The sequence below is a fragment of the Sphingorhabdus sp. Alg231-15 genome (assembly GCF_900149705.1).
GTDB lineage: Bacteria > Pseudomonadota > Alphaproteobacteria > Sphingomonadales > Sphingomonadaceae > Parasphingorhabdus.
Map to the genome: position 1 here is coordinate 595,982 of NZ_LT703001.1, position 17,044 is coordinate 613,025.

The window sequence follows — 17,044 nt, forward strand, 5'->3', positions numbered from 1 at the left end:
CTCCTTCCAAAACTGTGGCCTTCACGCAAGCCCTGTTCGTATTTTCTCACACATTCGTAACACTATTTCGGCAAAACGGCGCTGACCGGTTTCGTCCGTAACCAGATCCTGTCGGATTTCGATTTCAGTATAGGCTTTACCGATATCCTCCGCCTGACTTTTCATCGTCGCATGAAGGTCTTTGCCGGAATAGGGCTGCTGATCGCCAACCACCAAATCCTCTTGTTCAAGGTGCTGGATTGCCAGACGCGAAGCGGTTTCATATTCATTATACAATACGCCGATCTCCCACGGCCTTTTCTCCTCCGCCCCGTTTGTCCGCAATTGCGGCGTGAAACTGTGCAGAAACAGTACCAGCGCGGGATCCATATCTTGGATCAATTCCGCAACCCTCCCATGATAGGGATGAAAAAATCGATCAAGGCGCGCGTCCCTCTGTATACCAGTGATGGCATTACCGGTTAACACCACGCCGTCACTTTGCTGCGGGATCACTCCGGGTTCATCGGAAAAGCGATTAAGATCCACAACCAGGCGTGAAACAGTCCCCAATATCGCAAGATAACCGCGTGACTCGGACATATAGCGGGCAATATTGGCTACTCCGATATCATAGGCAATATGCTGCTCCAGCAATTCAGGAGCGATGCCAAGTTCGATATCGGACGGCACATGATTGGAGGCATGATCAACCACGATCAGCACGCCCCGGTCTTGCGGAATGCCAAGAATTTCGAAAGCATCTGTCATTTCAATCCCCCAATCATGGTCCAAGCATCTGGCATGGCCAGCTTGACATCTTGCTCGGCCGCGGCGGCCTCTTCTGCTGTTTCATAAAGCGCGAAACAGGTCGCACCGGATCCTGACATTCGCGCCACAATCGGATCAGTTTGGTCCAGCTCGATCAAAATATCACCGATGAGCGGAGCAAGCCGTTCTGCCGGTTCTTGCAAGTCGTTGCGGCCGAATAAAGCCATATCCTTGACATCCCCCCCCTGAAGCGCACCACGATCAATGCCATCCCAATCCGCGAAGACCGCTGCGGTCGAGACGGGAATGCGGGGATTTATTAGCAATGCATGATGGCTTTTCAGCGCTCTGTTTTCGATGGGCAGCAGATGCTGTCCGATGCCTTTTCCGACGCAGGTCTCGCTGAGAACACATGCGGGAACATCGGCTCCGAGCGGCTCTGACAGGGCGGCCAATTGTGATATCGATAACTCGGTATTCCAGAAGCGATTAAGCAAACGCAGGGTTGCCGCAGCATCAGCGGAACCACCGCCAATGCCGGACGCGACCGGCAGACGCTTGTCCAGGATGATATCGGCGCCACTTGCTTGATCGGAATGTGATGCCAGCAGCCTTGCCGCATCCAGCACCAGATTATCGGTATTGCTCAAACCTTCTGCACAGGGTCCGATTATCGAAAGACTAATCCCCTTCCCCGGCTTTACGGAGACGACATCACCGCAATCGACAAAGGCAAAAACCGTTTCCAGCTCATGATAACCATTGGGTAGTTTTCGCCGGACATGCAGCGCAAGATTTATCTTCGCGCAGGCAACTTCGCTATCCGCCGATTTCAAATCTTTTGCTGCCATCAGGGCGAAACAAGGTCCGCTTGCAGTCCCAGATCGATTTTTTCGGCAAGCCGCTTCATGTCTTCTGCATCGGCAAATAATTTTGCCGATTTCCAAGCATAGCGCGCTTCATATTTGCGGCCAACCGTCCAATAGGCATCCCCAAGATGCTCATTGATAGTCGGGTCCTGTGGTTCCCCTGCCCGCGCCCGCTCCAGATATCCAACGGCCTTTTCATGCTCGCCCGTAATAAAATAGGCCCATCCGAGCGAATCCGTGATCGCCGGTGAAGACGAGCGCATCTTATGCGCCTTCCTGATCGCCTCAATCGCAAATTCGGTATTTTCACGGCGCTCCAGCTGTGCATAGCCCAGATAGTTCAAAATTGTCGCCGAATTAGGCTGCAATTCATTCGCTTTTTCGAGGGATTCCAGACCTGCAGGCCAAAGCCCGGCCTGTTCTTGCGCGCTGCCCAGCGAAAGCCAGTAACTGGCCAGCAAATCGCTCGAAAAATTGCGTTTTTCCGCTAGCGCAATAGCGTGTTTAAAAGACTCAGCAGCCGCTTCATTGTCTCCGCTGACTTGCAAAAGCTGTCCCGACAATATCCGCAATTCAGGTGCTTCCGGGTCCTTTTCTATTACGTCGTTCAATCTGATCTTGGCGGCATCATAGTCTTCATCATCGACATATCCTGCAATCTCTCTGCTGATCGCAAGCAACGCATATACGCTATCCCGCGTGATGTATTTCAGCTTCTTGCGCGCAGCAGCGTTATTCTGGCTGTTTCCATAGGCCTCACCGAGGATTAGATGCCCATAATCGCTGTCAGGGAAAACACGCGCAGCGGCTTGTGCACCGACTAGACCAAGAAAATAGGCGCGTTGGGATCCTAAATCCGATGCCATTCTTTGCAGCAGGAAACCTGCGCCGACCTGCGCATCAACCTTTTGCGCCAGTTTTCGAGCATTGCCGGCTTGAATATCGCGCACCATCTTTGCTTCAGGACCCGTACGCTCGCGATCCAGTATCTTCAGCGCCTGTTCTTCGTCTTTCTTAGCAAGAAAGTGCCGAGCAGCGATTATCCGAATAGGCGCCATACGCACTTCATTCTGATCGACCAGAGCATCAATTAACTGCATGACATCGGCGTCATGGCCACGCGCTAATGCATGCAATATCAGCTGTTCCTGATGATAATAGGAAGCGGTGCTGTCTTTCTTTGCTACTGCAAGATCGGCCAGCGGACTTTGTCCTGCCGCCGTGGCGAGCCACGCATTGAGCAGAGGTGACAAAAAACCGAAATTCCCGAGCGCTTCCAGCTCAACAGTGGCCTGTCCCGCAGCCTTGAAATCATCTCGCGCAAACGCATCGGCGAACAGCAACAAAGGCATTTCAGCATCGACCTGACCGCGCAAATCTAGTGTGCGAACGGCCTTGATCGCGAGATCAAAATCCCCAACTTCAATGGCCTTTACATAGGCCTTGCTGGCCAGCAGCAGATTATCGGGCTGTTCCTTTAGCGATTCAGCATAAATGGCAGCAGCGGCAGGCCTATCCGACGATTCCGTCAGTCTCGCTTCGACATACCGGTTCAGCGCATTGGTACCATCACTGCGCTTGGCAAATGCCGGACTGCTGACCAGAACGGCGATCAAAACGCCGCCGAAACCTATCTTACATATTGGGGTAATTGGGACCTCCACCACCTTCCGGGACAACCCAGTTAATATTCTGGTTCGGGTCTTTGATATCACAAGTTTTGCAATGGACGCAATTTTGCGCATTGATCTGGAATTTCGGATTGCCGTCTTCATCCTCGACAAACTCATAAACTCCTGCCGGACAATAACGCTGAGATGGGCCTGCAAATACCGGCAAGTTAACATCCACCGGCATGGCTGCATCTTTGAGTTGCAGGTGAACCGGTTGATCTTCCTCATGATTGGTATTGGACAGGAACACCGAAGACAGTCGATCAAAGCTGATAACACCATCGGGTTTCGGATATTCAATGGGTTCACAATGTTCTGCCCGCTTCAGGCGCGTATGATCCGGATGATGCTTCATTGTGAACGGCATTTTGATTTTGAAATTTTCCGCCCACATATTGATACCGGCAATGATCGACCCCAGGAAGTCGCCATATTTTTCAGCTGCTGGCAGCACGTTACGAACCACGCGCAGCTCTTCGCGAACCCAGCTATTTTCATATGCGGTGCCATAAGCGGCCAATTCATCGCTCTGCCGATCCGCCACAATGGCTTCAAATGCCGCCTCAGCCGCCATCATACCGGTTTTCATGGCGGTATGCGTTCCCTTGATCCGCGGAACATTCACAAAACCGGCGGAACAACCGATCAGAGCGCCGCCTGGGAAAAACAGTTTGGGCACGGATTGGAACCCGCCATCGTTGATGGCACGAGCGCCATAGGAAATACGCTTGCCGCCTTCCAGAATCTTGCGGATTTCGGGATGTTGTTTCCACCGCTGCATTTCTTCAAATGGCGACAAATAAGGGTTCTCATAGTTAAGCCAGGTGACGAAACCGAGCGCCACTTGATTGTCAGCCTGATGATAGAGAAATCCGCCACCATTGGCACCCGAAGTAAGCGGCCAGCCCTGACTATGAATGACTCTTCCAGGGACATGCTTTTCAGGCTCGATATCCCAAAGTTCCTTGATCCCCAGACCATAGATCTGTGGTTCGCTGTCTTTCTCCAACGCAAATTTCTCTTTAAGTATCTTTGTGAGGTGTCCGCGCACACCCTCTGCAAAGAAAGTATATTTTGCATGAAGTTCGAGACCCGGCTGATAATCAGGCTTGTGGCTGCCATCGCGCGCCACGCCCATATCACCGGTTGCAACACCTTTGACCGAGCCATCATCATTGTAAAGAATTTCAGCAGCGGCAAAGCCTGGAAAGATTTCAACTCCCATATTCTCGGCACGCTCACCCAACCAGCGGCATAGATTTCCAAGAGAACCGGTATAGGTTCCCTTATTATGCATGAACGGCGGCGTCATGATGTGAGGAATTGAATATTTCTTATTCTTGGTCAGCACCCAGTGTTGATTGTCGGTGACGGGAACCGCCGCCATGGGACAGTCTTCTTCACGCCAGTTGGGCAAAAGTTCATCAAGTGCTTTGGGATCCACAACCGCGCCCGATAATATATGCGCGCCAATTTCCGAGCCTTTTTCCAGAATACACACGGAGAGATCTTTGCCGGCTTCGTCTGCCAATTGTTTGAATCGGATAGCCGCGCTTAGTCCTGCTGGCCCGCCACCAACAATGACCACGTCATAAGGCATAGATTCTCGTTCACTCATCGCATTTTTCCTGTATTCAACTCGATAATAATTTCTTACATTCGTCCTACCGCAAACTGCAACCCTTTGGACAGAAACATGCTTGCCCGCCAATTGACCAACTCGTCAACTCATGACTCTATGCATAGATGAATTTTTCTGCACCTGCACATCCTGAAAACACGTCTTCGCGGCAGATAGAAAGCCTTCGCGACTGGTGGAGCCTAGCGGGTGTTGACTTGCACTATAACAGCAATCCAGCGTCGCTTCTTGCAGAGACGGCACCAGCAGCGAAGCCTAGCGAACCAATACCAGTCGACAAGGCTGCCCCTACGGAAAGCAAGCCGCAGCCCACAATCAATGCCACTGAACGCCGGAATTTCAATACAGATTACCCCGAAAATCACGACAAGTTCCTTGCCTTGTTATCAATGCCGGAAAATCTGGTTGAGACCCAATGGTCGAGCAGTCTTGTTCTACCCGCCGGCGTGATTGAGCCAGAAATAATGACCATTGTCGGAATGCCGGAGCAAAGCGGTTTGGCGCAAAATTCTCTCTATTCCGAAAAAAGTGCCGCATTATTGGCCAACATGTTGAAAGCAATCGGCTGCGATTCGCAAAATACCTATTCCGCATCCATCTCGCTGGCGCGGTCCTATGATGGCCGGATTGATCCCGAATATCATGATCTGCTCACGAAAAGGATGACTCATCAGATCGAACTGGTCCAACCAAAGAGAATCATATTCTTTGGTGACACGCCCTCTCAGCTGTTTTTCAACGAAAATTTGCTTGCGGCGCGTAAAAATAAACAATTTGTTAACCATATTTCATCCAAAACAGAGGCGATCGCGACCTTTCATCCGCGGATTTTAGTCGAAAGACCGGAATTCAAGGCGGAGGCGTGGAAAGATTTGCAATTGCTGACAAGGATTTAGGCGTAGTGAAAAAACAGTTTCCGGCAACATTGAAAATTGCCCTCACATCTGCTCTCGTATCTCTTCCACTCTCTCCTGTGATAGCGCAGGATGGTGGGGCGGTTTTGTTCAAAAGCTCTTCTGTAGCAAAGGATATTCCTTCGCAATTGAAGCGCAAACAGTCAGAACATTACCGGGCACTTTTTAAAGCGATGGGCGGTAACCAATGGGATACCGCTAAAAATCTGATCGACAATGCGCCAAACGGGCCATTGAAATCCATTGCAAAAGCTGAATATTTTCTAGCGGCCAATTCTCCTCGCGCCGAACTGGGGCCATTGCTTGTCCTCGTCGGTGAAGCCCCCCATATTCCGCAAGCTGCTCAGCTCGGACGACTGGCAAAGAAACGCGGCGCGCAACTGCTTCCCGATTTGCCGCAACGTCGCAGCCTTTCTTATGTTCCAGGACTACCGATCCGCAAAAAGCCGAATGCCATAAAGTCAGACAGCGCGGCAAATGCCATTCGCGGTCGTATCCTGGCCTTCATCAAGAATGACAGCCCGCAATCAGCGGAAGCCCTTCTTTTTGAAGCAAATGACATCTTGTCATCTGAAGCCCGCACCGAACTCGAACAGCGGATTGCATGGTCCTATTATATCGAAAATGATGACAGTTCTGCACAGCGCATGGCGCAAAAAGCTCAAAAAGGCAGTGGTCCTTGGGTGGTTCATGCTGATTGGGTCGCAGGACTTTCCTCGTGGCGGCTAAATGACTGCCAAACAGCCAGCGCGGCCTTTGATAACGTGGGCCGTCGTGCGGCCAATTCGGACTTGCAGGCTGCTGGCCTTTATTGGGGGGCACGCTCTGATATTGTTTGTGGTCAGCCGCAAAAAGCGCAAGGCAAGCTACAAACCGCGGCCAAGCGTAGTGACAGCTTTTATGGCCTTCTTTCAGCACAAACCTTGGGCATGGATATTGCAAAGTCAAAATCCAGTGCCGGTTTTGCGAAAGGTGATTGGAAAGCATTGAAACGGCATGACAATGTCAAATCAGCCATTGCTCTAGTCGAAATCGGTGAAGAAGGTCTTGCCGACGAAGTATTGCGGCATCAGGCCCGGATCGGCAATTCCAGCGACCATGCTGCTCTGCTGAAACTCGCGCGTGAATTGAACTTGCCGCGGACACAATTGTGGCTGGCGCATCACGCGCCTCGCGGGTTTAAACCTGATGCTCAATCGCGTTTTCCTGCACCGAAATGGAAACCCGATGGCGGGTGGCGCGTGGATCCTGCCTTGGTCTATGCACATACTCTGCAGGAATCAGCCTTTCGTAGCAAAGCTGTAAGTCCAGCTAATGCGATCGGTCTGATGCAAGTGCGTCCCGGAACCGCTGGCGATATCGCACGCGCCAATGGAAAAAGATTTGAGAAAACCCAGCTGTTCAAGCCATCAACCAATCTTGAATATGGGCAATCCTATCTCGAATATCTGAGCGAATCCTCGATCACCGGCGGCAAACTGCCGAAGGTCGCTGCGGCCTATAATGCTGGCCCCGGTTCAGTTCAGCGCTGGAACAATGAAATTCGGGATAATGGCGATCCGCTACTATACATGGAGAGCATTCCCTACGTCGAAACACGCGGCTATGTTTCGATCATCATGCGGAACTATTGGATGTATGAAAAGCAAGCGGGCATCGATTCAGCAAGCCTGCGCAGCATGGCCCAGAACAAATGGCCTAGCTTCCCCAAAAAACCGGGCAAAAACAAAACCCGCTTTACCGCCCGCTAAGCTTGGAAAAATCCGGATGAGCCAACAGGCCCATCCGGTATTCTATTAGTAACGATAGTGATCAGGCTTGAACGGGCCTTCTGGTGTCACACCGATATACTCGGCCTGTTCCTGAGACAATTTCGTCAACTGCACGCCCAATTTCGCGAGGTGCAGCTCAGCCACTTTCTCATCGAGATGCTTGGGCAGGACGTATACGTCATTCTTATACTGCTCAGGGCGCAGCCACAGTTCGATCTGGGCCATGACCTGGTTCGTAAAGCTGGCTGACATCACGAAGCTCGGGTGACCGGTTGCACAACCCAGGTTGACCAAACGTCCTTGCGCCAGAATGATGAGCTTCTTGCCATCAGGAAATTCAACTTCATCGACCTGCGGCTTGATTTCGTTCCATTTCATGTTCTGCAGGCCAGCAATCTGAATTTCGCTGTCGAAGTGGCCGATATTGCAAACAATCGCACGGTCTTTCATGTCACGCATATGGTCGACGGTGATAACGTCTTTGTTGCCGGTTGCAGTCACAAAGATATCAGCGCGTTTGGTTGCTTCTTCCATGGTGACAACTTCATAGCCTTCCATCGAAGCCTGCAGAGCACAGATAGGATCGACTTCGGTCACGATGACCCGCGCACCGCCATTGCGGAGCGAGTCAGCAGAACCTTTACCAACATCGCCAAAGCCGGCGACACAGGCGACTTTACCGGCCAGCATAACGTCAGTGGCACGGCGAACGGCATCGACGAGCGACTCTTTACAGCCGTAAAGGTTATCGAATTTCGATTTCGTCACACTGTCATTCACGTTGATCGCCGGGAAAGGCAATTTGCCCTGCTTGGCAAGATCATAGAGGCGGTGAACACCGGTGGTGGTTTCTTCCGAAACGCCTTTGATGGTCTCGACTGTTTTTGTGAGATAACCCGGGCGCTCAGCCAGAAAACGTTTCAGTGTAGCAATGAAGACTTCTTCTTCTTCATTGTCTGGCGTGAACAGCTCTTCACCAGCTTCAACACGCGCGCCCCAAAGTGCGAACATGGTTGCGTCGCCGCCGTCATCGAGAATCAGATTGCAGGTTTCTTCAGGTCCCCAGTCGAAGATACGCTCTACATAAGACCAATATTCTTCGAGGGTTTCGCCTTTGATGGCAAATACAGGTGTTCCGCCAGCAGCAATTGCAGCGGCCGCATGATCCTGTGTTGAATAGATGTTGCAAGAAGCCCAACGAACCGTCGCGCCGAGAGCCAGAAGCGTTTCAATCAACACCGCGGTTTGAATGGTCATGTGCAGTGAACCGGTAATCCGGGCACCTTTCAAAGGTTGCTCGGCACCAAATTCCTCACGCAGAGCCATCAGGCCCGGCATTTCAGTTTCGGCAATCTCAATTTCCTTACGTCCGAAATCGGCGAGAGAAATATCCTTGATCACATAGTCCTGGTTCGCTGTATCTGCTGCGGTAGCCACAATCATTCTCCTTGAAAGACGAATTGCCGCACCGGAAATCCCGGGCGGCAGTTTCATCATTCCTTAGCTTCATGCGGCTTTGGAAGCAAATATAAAGATGTCTTTATATTTGTAATTTAGTTATCAATTTTCGGTCGATGCTATAATAATCCCACAGCGTCCGCCTGGCAGGTTCGGTGTCAAACCATGAAATTGCGAGATATTGACCAGCGATGTAATATTGCTGTCGGTATCTGCTGCTGAATTTGCCAGGTCTTTCATCGCCTTGCATTCGGACAAATCACCGGAGCCGGCACCATATTTATTGGCCAGGGACACAGCATAGCGATCATAATGCTTGATCGCCTGTCTCTTGTTCCGTCCTTGGGCGAAATGTCCGCGTAATATTCCGTTACCAAGTTTCAAAAGCGGCTTTTTGTCGCGCACGAAGCGATTATAATGTGGCAAGACGTCATGCTCCGATTTCGCACAACGCAGCGCGGCAACCATTAAACGAGACTGCAAATCCCGAACATGAGCGGCATCTACCGCTGCCGGCGCCCAGCAAGCCGCTTGCGCCGATCCTGCCAATGTTACGCTTCCGATTATGCCGACCAGCATCAGCTTCTTTAATTTAGACATTCCCCATAATCCCCTATTCCCATTGAGGACTACAAATCTGTTCTTTCTGGCTTAGAGAATTTCTAAAGGCATTGGTTAAGCGATATTCAGCATCCAAGTAACGAATTTCACTGGATAAACATCATCTGCGCCGGATTTTCACGCGCTCCCAAACTGCCCGGATAGCTTATTGGGATCGATTCCCTGAGACTGCCAGGCCATTTCCCACTTGTCTTTCGCACGGGTCTCGTAAAGCCATTCCGCTTCCCCCGGAGTGACCGACCATCCATTCTGGGTCAATTCATGCTCCAGTTGCCCTGCTCCCCAACCAGAATAACCCAGCGCGGCGATCCATTTTTTTGGACCACGATCCTTAGCGATGGCGCCCAAAATATCGAGTGAGCTACTCAATCCCCAGCGATCGCCGACTTGCAAAGTGTCTGAAAGGTTGAAATCGAGGCTGTGAAGAATGAAACCGCGATGCACCTCAACAGGTCCGCCAACAAAGACGTTACGATCGTCGAGCTCGTCGGGTTCAATGTCAAACTGCTCCAATATCCCATGAAAGCTGATATCGGTCGATATCTCGCCAATATTTATCCCGAGCGCACCATGTTCATCATGAGAACAGATAGCGATGATCGATCGAGAAAATCGCGGATCAGCCATACCCGGCGTTGCCAGCAGAAACTGGCCGGAGAAATAAACAGCATCTTCCATAGTCACAGCATAAGTCACTTGCGATGTTCTGCCCATGGTAAATTCGATAAACGGAGCATTATCATTCCACTGCTTGCAATTTCATGATGCTGTCACCACAAATGGATAGGACTCGCAGACTCTCTGCCGAAACATAAAAGGAACGATAATATGATCAACAAAGGCGACAAAATTCCAGAAGTAAACTTGGTCAAAGCAACCGAAAATGGCCCGGAGCAGGTCAGCTCCTCCGATTATTTCGCAGGCAAAAAAGTCGCATTATTCTCTGTTCCCGGTGCTTATACGCCAACCTGTTCGGCCAAGCATCTGCCGGGTTATGTTGAAAAAGCCGCTGAACTGAAAGCCAAAGGCGTCGATGAAATTGCCTGTACCGCGGTCAATGATGCGTTCGTTCTTGGCGCCTGGAACAAGGATGCGGGATCGGAAGACGTCACCATGCTTGCCGATGGCAATGGCGATTTTGCCAAAGCCGTTGGCCTTGAGATGGACGGTTCCGGCTTTGGTCTGGGTACCCGTGGTCAGCGCTTCTCCATGATCGTCAATGACGGCGTGGTTGAAGAATTGAATGTCGAAGCACCGGGTGACTTTAGAGTCAGTGCTGCAGACTACATGCTCGACCAGCTTTAACGCGACTCACATTATTGAAAAAACCGGCGGGAGCACAGATTTCCCGCCGGTTTTTTATGTCTACCATCCGCAGGATTTGCCTTTATTCTCTTCTTTCAGCCAATCCATCAGCGGTTCAAAATAGCTGATCATTGCGGAGCCATCCATTTCACGGGTGCCGGTAAAGGCTTCCAAAGCGTCTGGCCAAGGCTTTGATGCGCCGAGTTCCAGCATTGCGTTGAGCTTCGCACCCACTTCCTCGTTGCCATAGAAAGAGCAGCGGTGCAGCGGTCCTTTCCAACCGGCGGCATCGCAAGCCGCTTTGTAGAATTGGAACTGCAGGATGCGCGCCAAGAAATAGCGCGAATAAGGCGTGTTACCTGGAATATGATATTTCGCGCCCGGATCGAACGCGTCTGCTGGACGATCAACCGGCGGCGTAATGCCTTGATATCGCCGTTTCAGGTCATGCCATGCCTGCGTATATTCTGCGGGCTTTATGTCACCGGAGAAAACCTGCCAACGCCATTTGTCGACCAATAATCCAAAGGGAAGGAATGCGACCTTGTCCATCGCCTGACGCAAGAGCAGGCCCACATCCTTATCCGCGCTCGGCACCTTGTCCGCATCCAGCAAGCCGACCTGCACCAGATATTCCGGTGTGATCGATAGCGCGATCATGTCACCAATGGCTTCATGGAAACCGTCATTGGCACCGTCGAGATGCAGATAACTCTGCTTGTTATAAGCGCGTTGATAATAGTTGTGACCCAGTTCATGATGGATAGTGACAAAATCATCGCCATTGACCTTGATACACATTTTGATCCGGATATCCTCAACATTGTCGATATCCCAAGCGCTTGCATGGCATACCACGTCGCGGTCTGCTGGCTTGGTAAATTGGGACCTTGTATAGAAGGTGTCAGGCAGCGGATCAAAACCAAGGGATGAGAAGAACCCCTCACCTGCTTTGACCATTTTCATCGCGTCATAGCCCTTAGATGTAAGCAATTCCGTGGTATCGAAACCAATGTCACCTGCCCCCTCTGGAGCGACGATTTCATAGATATTACCCCATTCCTGCGCCCACATATTACCAAGCAGATCTGCGCGGATTGGTCCGGTTTTCGCTTGAACATCATCGCCATATTTCGCGTTGAGCTTGTCCCGCGTATAACAATGTAGTTCGTCATAAAGCGGCTTCACCTGACTCCACAGCTTGTCGGTCAACTTGGCAAAATCATCAGCCGGCATGTCATAGCCGGAGCGCCACATCGCACCGACATCGGCAAAGCCGAGCTCTTTTGCTCCTTCATTGGCGATCTCAACCATGCGGGCATAGTCATCCTTCATCGGCGCGCCGACATTGCTGTGCCAGCTTGCCCACATTTCGGATAGCTCATCCGGATTGCGATTGGTGCCCATCGCGGCTTCGATATCGGAACCGTTAATTTCCTTGCCGTTCAAGGTCCCCTTACCCTTACCATAGGCGGAGTTCAGCTTGGTCGCGATTGTGTTCAGTTCCGTTGCAGCGCCGTCGGTGGTTGGGGCAGGAAGCACAATACCGCCGCGCAGCTTGTTGAGTTTGCGGGTGGTCACTGCATCAAGACCCTGAACATCGTTATATTTCGCAGCATCGATCGCGGCCTGAACCGACATGGTCGTTCCCTCAGCACCGACCTTAGCCGCCAAGGCATCTGTATCCTCAGTGATATAGGTTGCGTTAATCCAGTAAATCCGGCCCGCGTCGACCGAGAAATCAAACATCTTTTTCTCGGTTTCCTCAACGAATTTCTTCGCATCATCGGCGGTTGGATTGGCTTTGTCCTTCATCCCGCCTTCTTCGTGATGTTTTGCATGGACGGGCGCGCTGACGGCAATAGCGGCCAGGGCAATGATCGAAGCGGCAGTTTTCATGGCTAATCCTCTGTGTTTTATTTTGGTATGAATTGAAACTTTCTTACGAAATCGTCAAGCGCGTCGTTCGCGGTGTCGCCAGATCAGCGCCACAATCATGCCGACGGTTCCGATGATCCATGTCGCGATTTTGGGCGGCCGTGCAAAAGCGGCGATGCTGGCAAGGGTATCGCTTCCCTTGGCCTGCAATAATTGTGTGATCTGACTCAGCGTCTCGACATAGTCGAACAGCCCGAACAGAAAATAGGTGAGCACCATGAACAGGCCCAGCTTCTTAAGGGATGGAGATTGCGCCTCCTGCCAGACCAGTCGCCCGCCCAATATCCCGCCAATGGTATAAAGACCGATGAACACAAGATCACCAATCATTGACCATTTGGCATGGTCCATCTTTCCTGCCTCTGCCCAGCTCAGCTGAATGGCATCAACCCGCTCGGCCGTCGCCGCGCTTTGATGATCCAATATTCCGGCAGGGGCTGTATCTGTGATTAACGGACCACCGGTCACCACGACAACGAGGAACACAGCAATGCCGCCCAGCCAGAAAATCCAGAAATTGCGCCAATTTATATATCCCGGCATCGTTCATTCACTCCCTAATTGATCCGTGCTCAAAAACCGCAACATCTCTTGCGCCATTTCCGGCTTTGTTACGCTGCTCATATGCGTGCCCGGTACTGCGACATGATGCCCATGCGGCAATAAATCAGCCAGCGCCTCAGGGTCGCCATTGTCGCGATCCTCTGATCCGCAAAGCACTAGCGTCGGTGTCGTGATTGTCTCTATGGCGTCCGGCTGCATATCCGAGAATGCCTTTAACAAGTGCCCTGCGGCGACCGTATCGACTTTCTGGCTTTTCATGAACTGGATTGCTATCCAGTGCGGATCACCCCGTTTCGCGGTATCGCGAAGCTCAATCGCTTTCAGAAAAAACCCCTGACGCCGATCCCAACCTGCCAGACCTTCGAGCCCCATGCCTGCAAGAATCGCTTTACCAGGCGTAATTTCACTGGTGAGCAATTTCGCGGTCGTTCGAGCCCCGAGTGAAAAACCGCCCAGATCATAATCCGGCAGATCGAGATAATCGATCAACGCCAATGCGTCCTTGATCAGCACATCCTGCGGATAGGCTTCAGCTTCATGCGGAGCCTCGCTTTGTCCATGCGCGCGCAGGTCGGGCATGATCACCCGGAAACCCGCGTCCGCCAGGTGTTGAGCATGGCCGAACTTGATCCAGTTGGTTTCCGCGTTGGAGAAAAGCCCGTGGAGCAGAATGACAGCGCGCCCCTTTCCCGCTTCATGTATCTTCAGTGTCACGCCGTCAAAGGACGAGAAATCCCAGCTCTTTACATCCACAATCATTGTCCCAAGTTATTGCGCCAGGCTATTACATCATCTGGCTGAGTTTGATGCTGGTCTGTTTTCGGATCCAGCGTGATCCCGGTCTGTTTTTTGGAAACCCAGAGATGGCCGACCGGTTCGATATCCGCCGAACCATCCAAAGTGCCGACTTTAAGCGTGATGGCCGTCGGCGGATTGTTCCCGCTATGCCATAGCCGGGTTCCACAATCCTCGCAGAAATAGTTATATTTTCGCCTTCCACTGTGCGCAGTGGTTTCAAAAACCTTAGGCAAGCCCGTCACCGTTAAAGCATCATAGGTCAAGGGAATGGACATCGAAAAGGCGCTTGCACTCTGCTTCTTGCATTCGCCACAATGGCAGGCATAAGCAGGCGGTAACACATCACCGATGGAATAGCGCACAGCGCCGCATTGGCAGCCTCCGACAAGTTTATCGCTCATTCAGGACCAACAAATTGCAGCCACTCTTCGCTCGACTGTGGCTGCGTTTCAAGAGTTGGTACGCCTTCAGGAATGGCGATCCACGGCTGCTTGCTCGAAACCCAAAAATGCGCTGCGGGACTGACATTTTTGCTGTTGTCGAGCGTCCCGACGCGGATACTTGCCAGACCCGCTCTTTTATCGTTAGCGGCATAAATGCGGCTCATACATTTCGCGCAGCCGGCTATGGTACTGATCGCTCCACTAGGCTGTACAAATATGCCTTCATTCAATGCACCTTCGATACTCAAATCTTTGGCCATAATACCCATGTGTAGGCTGAAAGCACTGCCGGTCCGCCGCTGGCAGTCCGTACAATGGCAAGCATAGGGCCGCATTCTAAACCCGGGTTTAAGCTCGTAGCGAACCTCGCCGCAGAGACAGCCACCAGTCAGTGTCCCTTCCATTCCCAGAGTCTCTCCTTTCGTTTCGACCAAATTATGATCCCGAAAATTCTACAAAAGATACGCGAATTGGGTGCAAAACTCGGTTGAAGTGAATATCGCGCTCGTTGAACCGAGTGGCAACAGAGGATCGTTTTTCCATCTGTTCAAGCTAAGCGCTTTTGATGATGTAGGAAAGCGCAAATATCAGCGCTTGGCCAAGCCCTTTTGCTCCATCCGCCAGACTGCCAGTTCGATCCTGTCCTGTCCGAAAAACGGCTCGCCGTCGAACACCAAAGTCGGCACTCCCCAATGGCCTGCGGCTTCTAGTGCGTTCTGGTTCGCAGCAATCTCACTATCGAGAGCTTCGGAATGCGCCTCGGCCTCGGCTTTCAACTCGGGCAGATCAAGTCCGGCCCGCGCGGCCGCCTGTTCCAGATGATCGCCTTCATTCCAGCCCTGCACGCCGCCCCAGATTAGGCGGGATACTTCATCCGCAAATTCCAGCCCCTTGCCGCGCCGCGCCGCCGCCTGCCCCATCCGCGTGAGCAGAAAGATGTGCGGTTGTTCTTCGGCAATCTTGCGGGTCGCGATATCCTGCACAATCGGATCGGGATTGGGCGGTGCCATCGGAATATCCATAAACTGGGCCACGCGGAAAATATCACGAAAAGTATAGGCCAGCCAATTGGGATGGTTCTTCTCGAAAAAATCAGGTTCGCGGATCGCCAGCGGATAGACAAAGCGCTGATTGATCGCGAGATCATATTTCTGCGTCAGTGCAACATAGCGGCGGGTTGCGAGATAGCTATAGGGTGATCGGAAGGACCAATATACGTCTGCTTGCAAAGTCATGCATCCTTCCTGCGGGAAATTCACCCTTTTTGCAAATGCTTGCGTCCCAGCAACTCCGCAATCTGCACCGCATTGAGAGCCGCGCCCTTGCGCAGGTTATCGGATACGCACCAGATGATCAGGCCATTGTCCACGGTCGGGTCTTCGCGCACGCGGCTGATATAGGTAGCGCTGTCGCCTACACATTCGACTGGCGTGGTATAACCTTCGTCCTCGCGCTTATCGACCAGCATGATGCCCGGTGCCTCGCGGAGAATTTCCTGAGCCTGTTTGGCTGAGAGTTCATTTTCGAACTCGATATGAATCGCTTCGCTATGGCCAACGAAAACCGGTACTCGCACGCAGGTTGCGGTCAGCTTGATCTTGGGATCGAGGATTTTCTTGGTCTCGACGACCATTTTCCACTCTTCCTTGGTTGAACCATCGTCGAGGAAGATGTCGATATGCGGGATCACATTAAACGCGATCTGCTTGGTAAAGACCTGGTTTTCCTTTGGATCACCGACAAATATCGCGCGTGACTGTTCGAACAGTTCATCCATGCCGCCTTTGCCGGCGCCGGAAACGGATTGATAGGTCGACACAACAACACGCTTGATCTTCGCGGCGTCATGAAGCGGCTTGAGCGCGACAACCATCTGCGCGGTTGAGCAATTGGGGTTGGCGATGATATTACGCGCCTTGTAGCCTTCAATCGCATCCGGGTTCACTTCGGGCACGATTAGCGGCACATCCGGATCCATCCGGTAAAGCGAGCTATTGTCGATCACCACACAGCCAGCGGCAGCAGCCTTGGGCGCATATTCCTTGGTCGGCCCCGACCCGGCGGCGAAAAGCGCCATATCCCAACCGGAAAAGTCGAAATGCTCGATATTCTGGACCTTGAGCATCTTGCCGGTATCGCCAATCTCAATCTCTGTTCCCTGTGACCGGGAAGACGCCACCGCAGCGAGCTCATCAATCGGGAATTCGCGCTCAGAGAGAATGGTCAGCATTTCGCGCCCGACATTCCCGGTCGCACCAACAACTGCAACTTTGTAACCCATGAAACTTTTCCTGTGCTGA

Annotated in this window: 17 protein-coding genes; 3 read left to right on the forward strand and 14 right to left on the reverse strand. The window is 52.0% G+C overall.

Going from position 1 to position 17,044, the window contains the following annotated elements; genetic code table 11:
* Window positions 1-21: 21 nt before the first annotated feature.
* Genes DG177_RS02755 through DG177_RS02770 form a run of 4 tightly spaced genes read right to left on the reverse strand, consistent with a single transcriptional unit; the run spans window position 22 to window position 4,910 of the window.
* Window positions 22-750, reverse strand: coding sequence for an N-formylglutamate amidohydrolase (locus DG177_RS02755; protein WP_108810096.1), 729 nt, complete (start codon window positions 748-750; stop codon window positions 22-24).
* Window positions 747-1,601 carry a 4-(cytidine 5'-diphospho)-2-C-methyl-D-erythritol kinase gene (locus DG177_RS02760; RefSeq protein ID WP_108810097.1) on the reverse strand — a complete coding sequence of 285 codons (855 nt, stop codon included), beginning with the start codon at window positions 1,599-1,601 and terminating at the stop codon, window positions 747-749. Before DG177_RS02760 ends, DG177_RS02755 begins: the two co-directional genes overlap by 4 nt.
* Window positions 1,601-3,235: a tetratricopeptide repeat protein gene (locus tag DG177_RS02765; RefSeq protein WP_337658460.1), complete on the reverse strand. Its 1,635-nt coding sequence runs from the start codon at window positions 3,233-3,235 to the stop codon at window positions 1,601-1,603. The genes DG177_RS02760 and DG177_RS02765 overlap by 1 nt, the downstream gene beginning before the upstream one ends.
* A 19-nt stretch (window positions 3,236-3,254) precedes the next feature.
* The gene (locus DG177_RS02770) at window positions 3,255-4,910 is read right to left on the reverse strand and encodes a 4Fe-4S dicluster domain-containing protein (RefSeq protein ID WP_108810099.1); all 1,656 of its coding nucleotides are present in this window, start codon (window positions 4,908-4,910) and stop codon (window positions 3,255-3,257) included.
* A 128-nt stretch (window positions 4,911-5,038) separates the two neighbouring features.
* Here DG177_RS02770 and DG177_RS02775 point away from each other — a divergent pair, with 128 nt between their 5' ends.
* Both DG177_RS02775 and DG177_RS02780 read left to right on the forward strand, forming a co-directional pair.
* Complete coding sequence (locus DG177_RS02775) at window positions 5,039-5,827, forward strand: uracil-DNA glycosylase family protein (RefSeq protein WP_108810100.1); 789 nt, start codon at window positions 5,039-5,041, stop codon at window positions 5,825-5,827.
* Window positions 5,794-7,596 (forward strand): lytic transglycosylase domain-containing protein, encoded by a 1,803-nt coding sequence (locus DG177_RS02780; RefSeq protein ID WP_337658461.1) that lies wholly within the window; start codon window positions 5,794-5,796, stop codon window positions 7,594-7,596. Before DG177_RS02775 ends, DG177_RS02780 begins: the two co-directional genes overlap by 34 nt.
* A 45-nt stretch (window positions 7,597-7,641) precedes the next feature.
* Here DG177_RS02780 and ahcY read toward each other — a convergent pair whose 3' ends face one another.
* The 3 genes from ahcY to DG177_RS02795 all read right to left on the reverse strand — a co-directional run bounded on the left by ahcY (window position 7,642) and on the right by DG177_RS02795 (window position 10,410).
* Entirely contained in the window at window positions 7,642-9,054 is a 1,413-nt protein-coding gene (gene ahcY, locus DG177_RS02785; RefSeq protein WP_108810102.1) for an adenosylhomocysteinase, read from the reverse strand.
* Window positions 9,055-9,177: 123 nt separating this feature from the next.
* Window positions 9,178-9,675, reverse strand: coding sequence for a hypothetical protein (locus DG177_RS02790; RefSeq protein WP_108810103.1), 498 nt, complete (start codon window positions 9,673-9,675; stop codon window positions 9,178-9,180).
* Window positions 9,676-9,813: 138 nt separating this feature from the next.
* Entirely contained in the window at window positions 9,814-10,410 is a 597-nt protein-coding gene (locus tag DG177_RS02795) for a YqgE/AlgH family protein (protein WP_337658462.1), read from the reverse strand.
* A 114-nt stretch (window positions 10,411-10,524) separates the two neighbouring features.
* Between DG177_RS02795 and DG177_RS02800 the strand changes: the two genes are divergently transcribed.
* Window positions 10,525-11,001: a redoxin family protein gene (locus DG177_RS02800; RefSeq protein WP_108810105.1), complete on the forward strand. Its 477-nt coding sequence runs from the start codon at window positions 10,525-10,527 to the stop codon at window positions 10,999-11,001.
* 60 nt (window positions 11,002-11,061) lie between these two features.
* Here DG177_RS02800 and DG177_RS02805 read toward each other — a convergent pair whose 3' ends face one another.
* The 7 genes from DG177_RS02805 to DG177_RS02835 form a co-directional block, all read right to left on the reverse strand.
* Window positions 11,062-12,900: a M2 family metallopeptidase gene (locus DG177_RS02805; RefSeq protein ID WP_108810106.1), complete on the reverse strand. Its 1,839-nt coding sequence runs from the start codon at window positions 12,898-12,900 to the stop codon at window positions 11,062-11,064.
* 54 nt (window positions 12,901-12,954) lie between these two features.
* Window positions 12,955-13,482: a hypothetical protein gene (locus tag DG177_RS02810; protein WP_108810107.1), complete on the reverse strand. Its 528-nt coding sequence runs from the start codon at window positions 13,480-13,482 to the stop codon at window positions 12,955-12,957.
* Between the two features lie 3 nt (window positions 13,483-13,485).
* On the reverse strand, window positions 13,486-14,256 hold the full coding sequence (locus DG177_RS02815; protein WP_443216406.1) for an alpha/beta fold hydrolase: 771 nt from the start codon (window positions 14,254-14,256) through the stop codon (window positions 13,486-13,488).
* Window positions 14,257-14,258: 2 nt separating this feature from the next.
* Window positions 14,259-14,702 carry a GFA family protein gene (locus DG177_RS02820; protein ID WP_108810109.1) on the reverse strand — a complete coding sequence of 148 codons (444 nt, stop codon included), beginning with the start codon at window positions 14,700-14,702 and terminating at the stop codon, window positions 14,259-14,261.
* Window positions 14,699-15,148: a GFA family protein gene (locus DG177_RS02825; protein WP_108810110.1), complete on the reverse strand. Its 450-nt coding sequence runs from the start codon at window positions 15,146-15,148 to the stop codon at window positions 14,699-14,701. The genes DG177_RS02820 and DG177_RS02825 overlap by 4 nt, the downstream gene beginning before the upstream one ends.
* Window positions 15,149-15,331: 183 nt before the next feature.
* The gene (locus tag DG177_RS02830) at window positions 15,332-15,979 is read right to left on the reverse strand and encodes a DsbA family protein (protein WP_108810111.1); all 648 of its coding nucleotides are present in this window, start codon (window positions 15,977-15,979) and stop codon (window positions 15,332-15,334) included.
* Window positions 15,980-15,999: 20 nt separating this feature from the next.
* Complete coding sequence (locus tag DG177_RS02835; RefSeq protein ID WP_108810112.1) at window positions 16,000-17,025, reverse strand: aspartate-semialdehyde dehydrogenase; 1,026 nt, start codon at window positions 17,023-17,025, stop codon at window positions 16,000-16,002.
* Window positions 17,026-17,044: the final 19 nt, after the last annotated feature.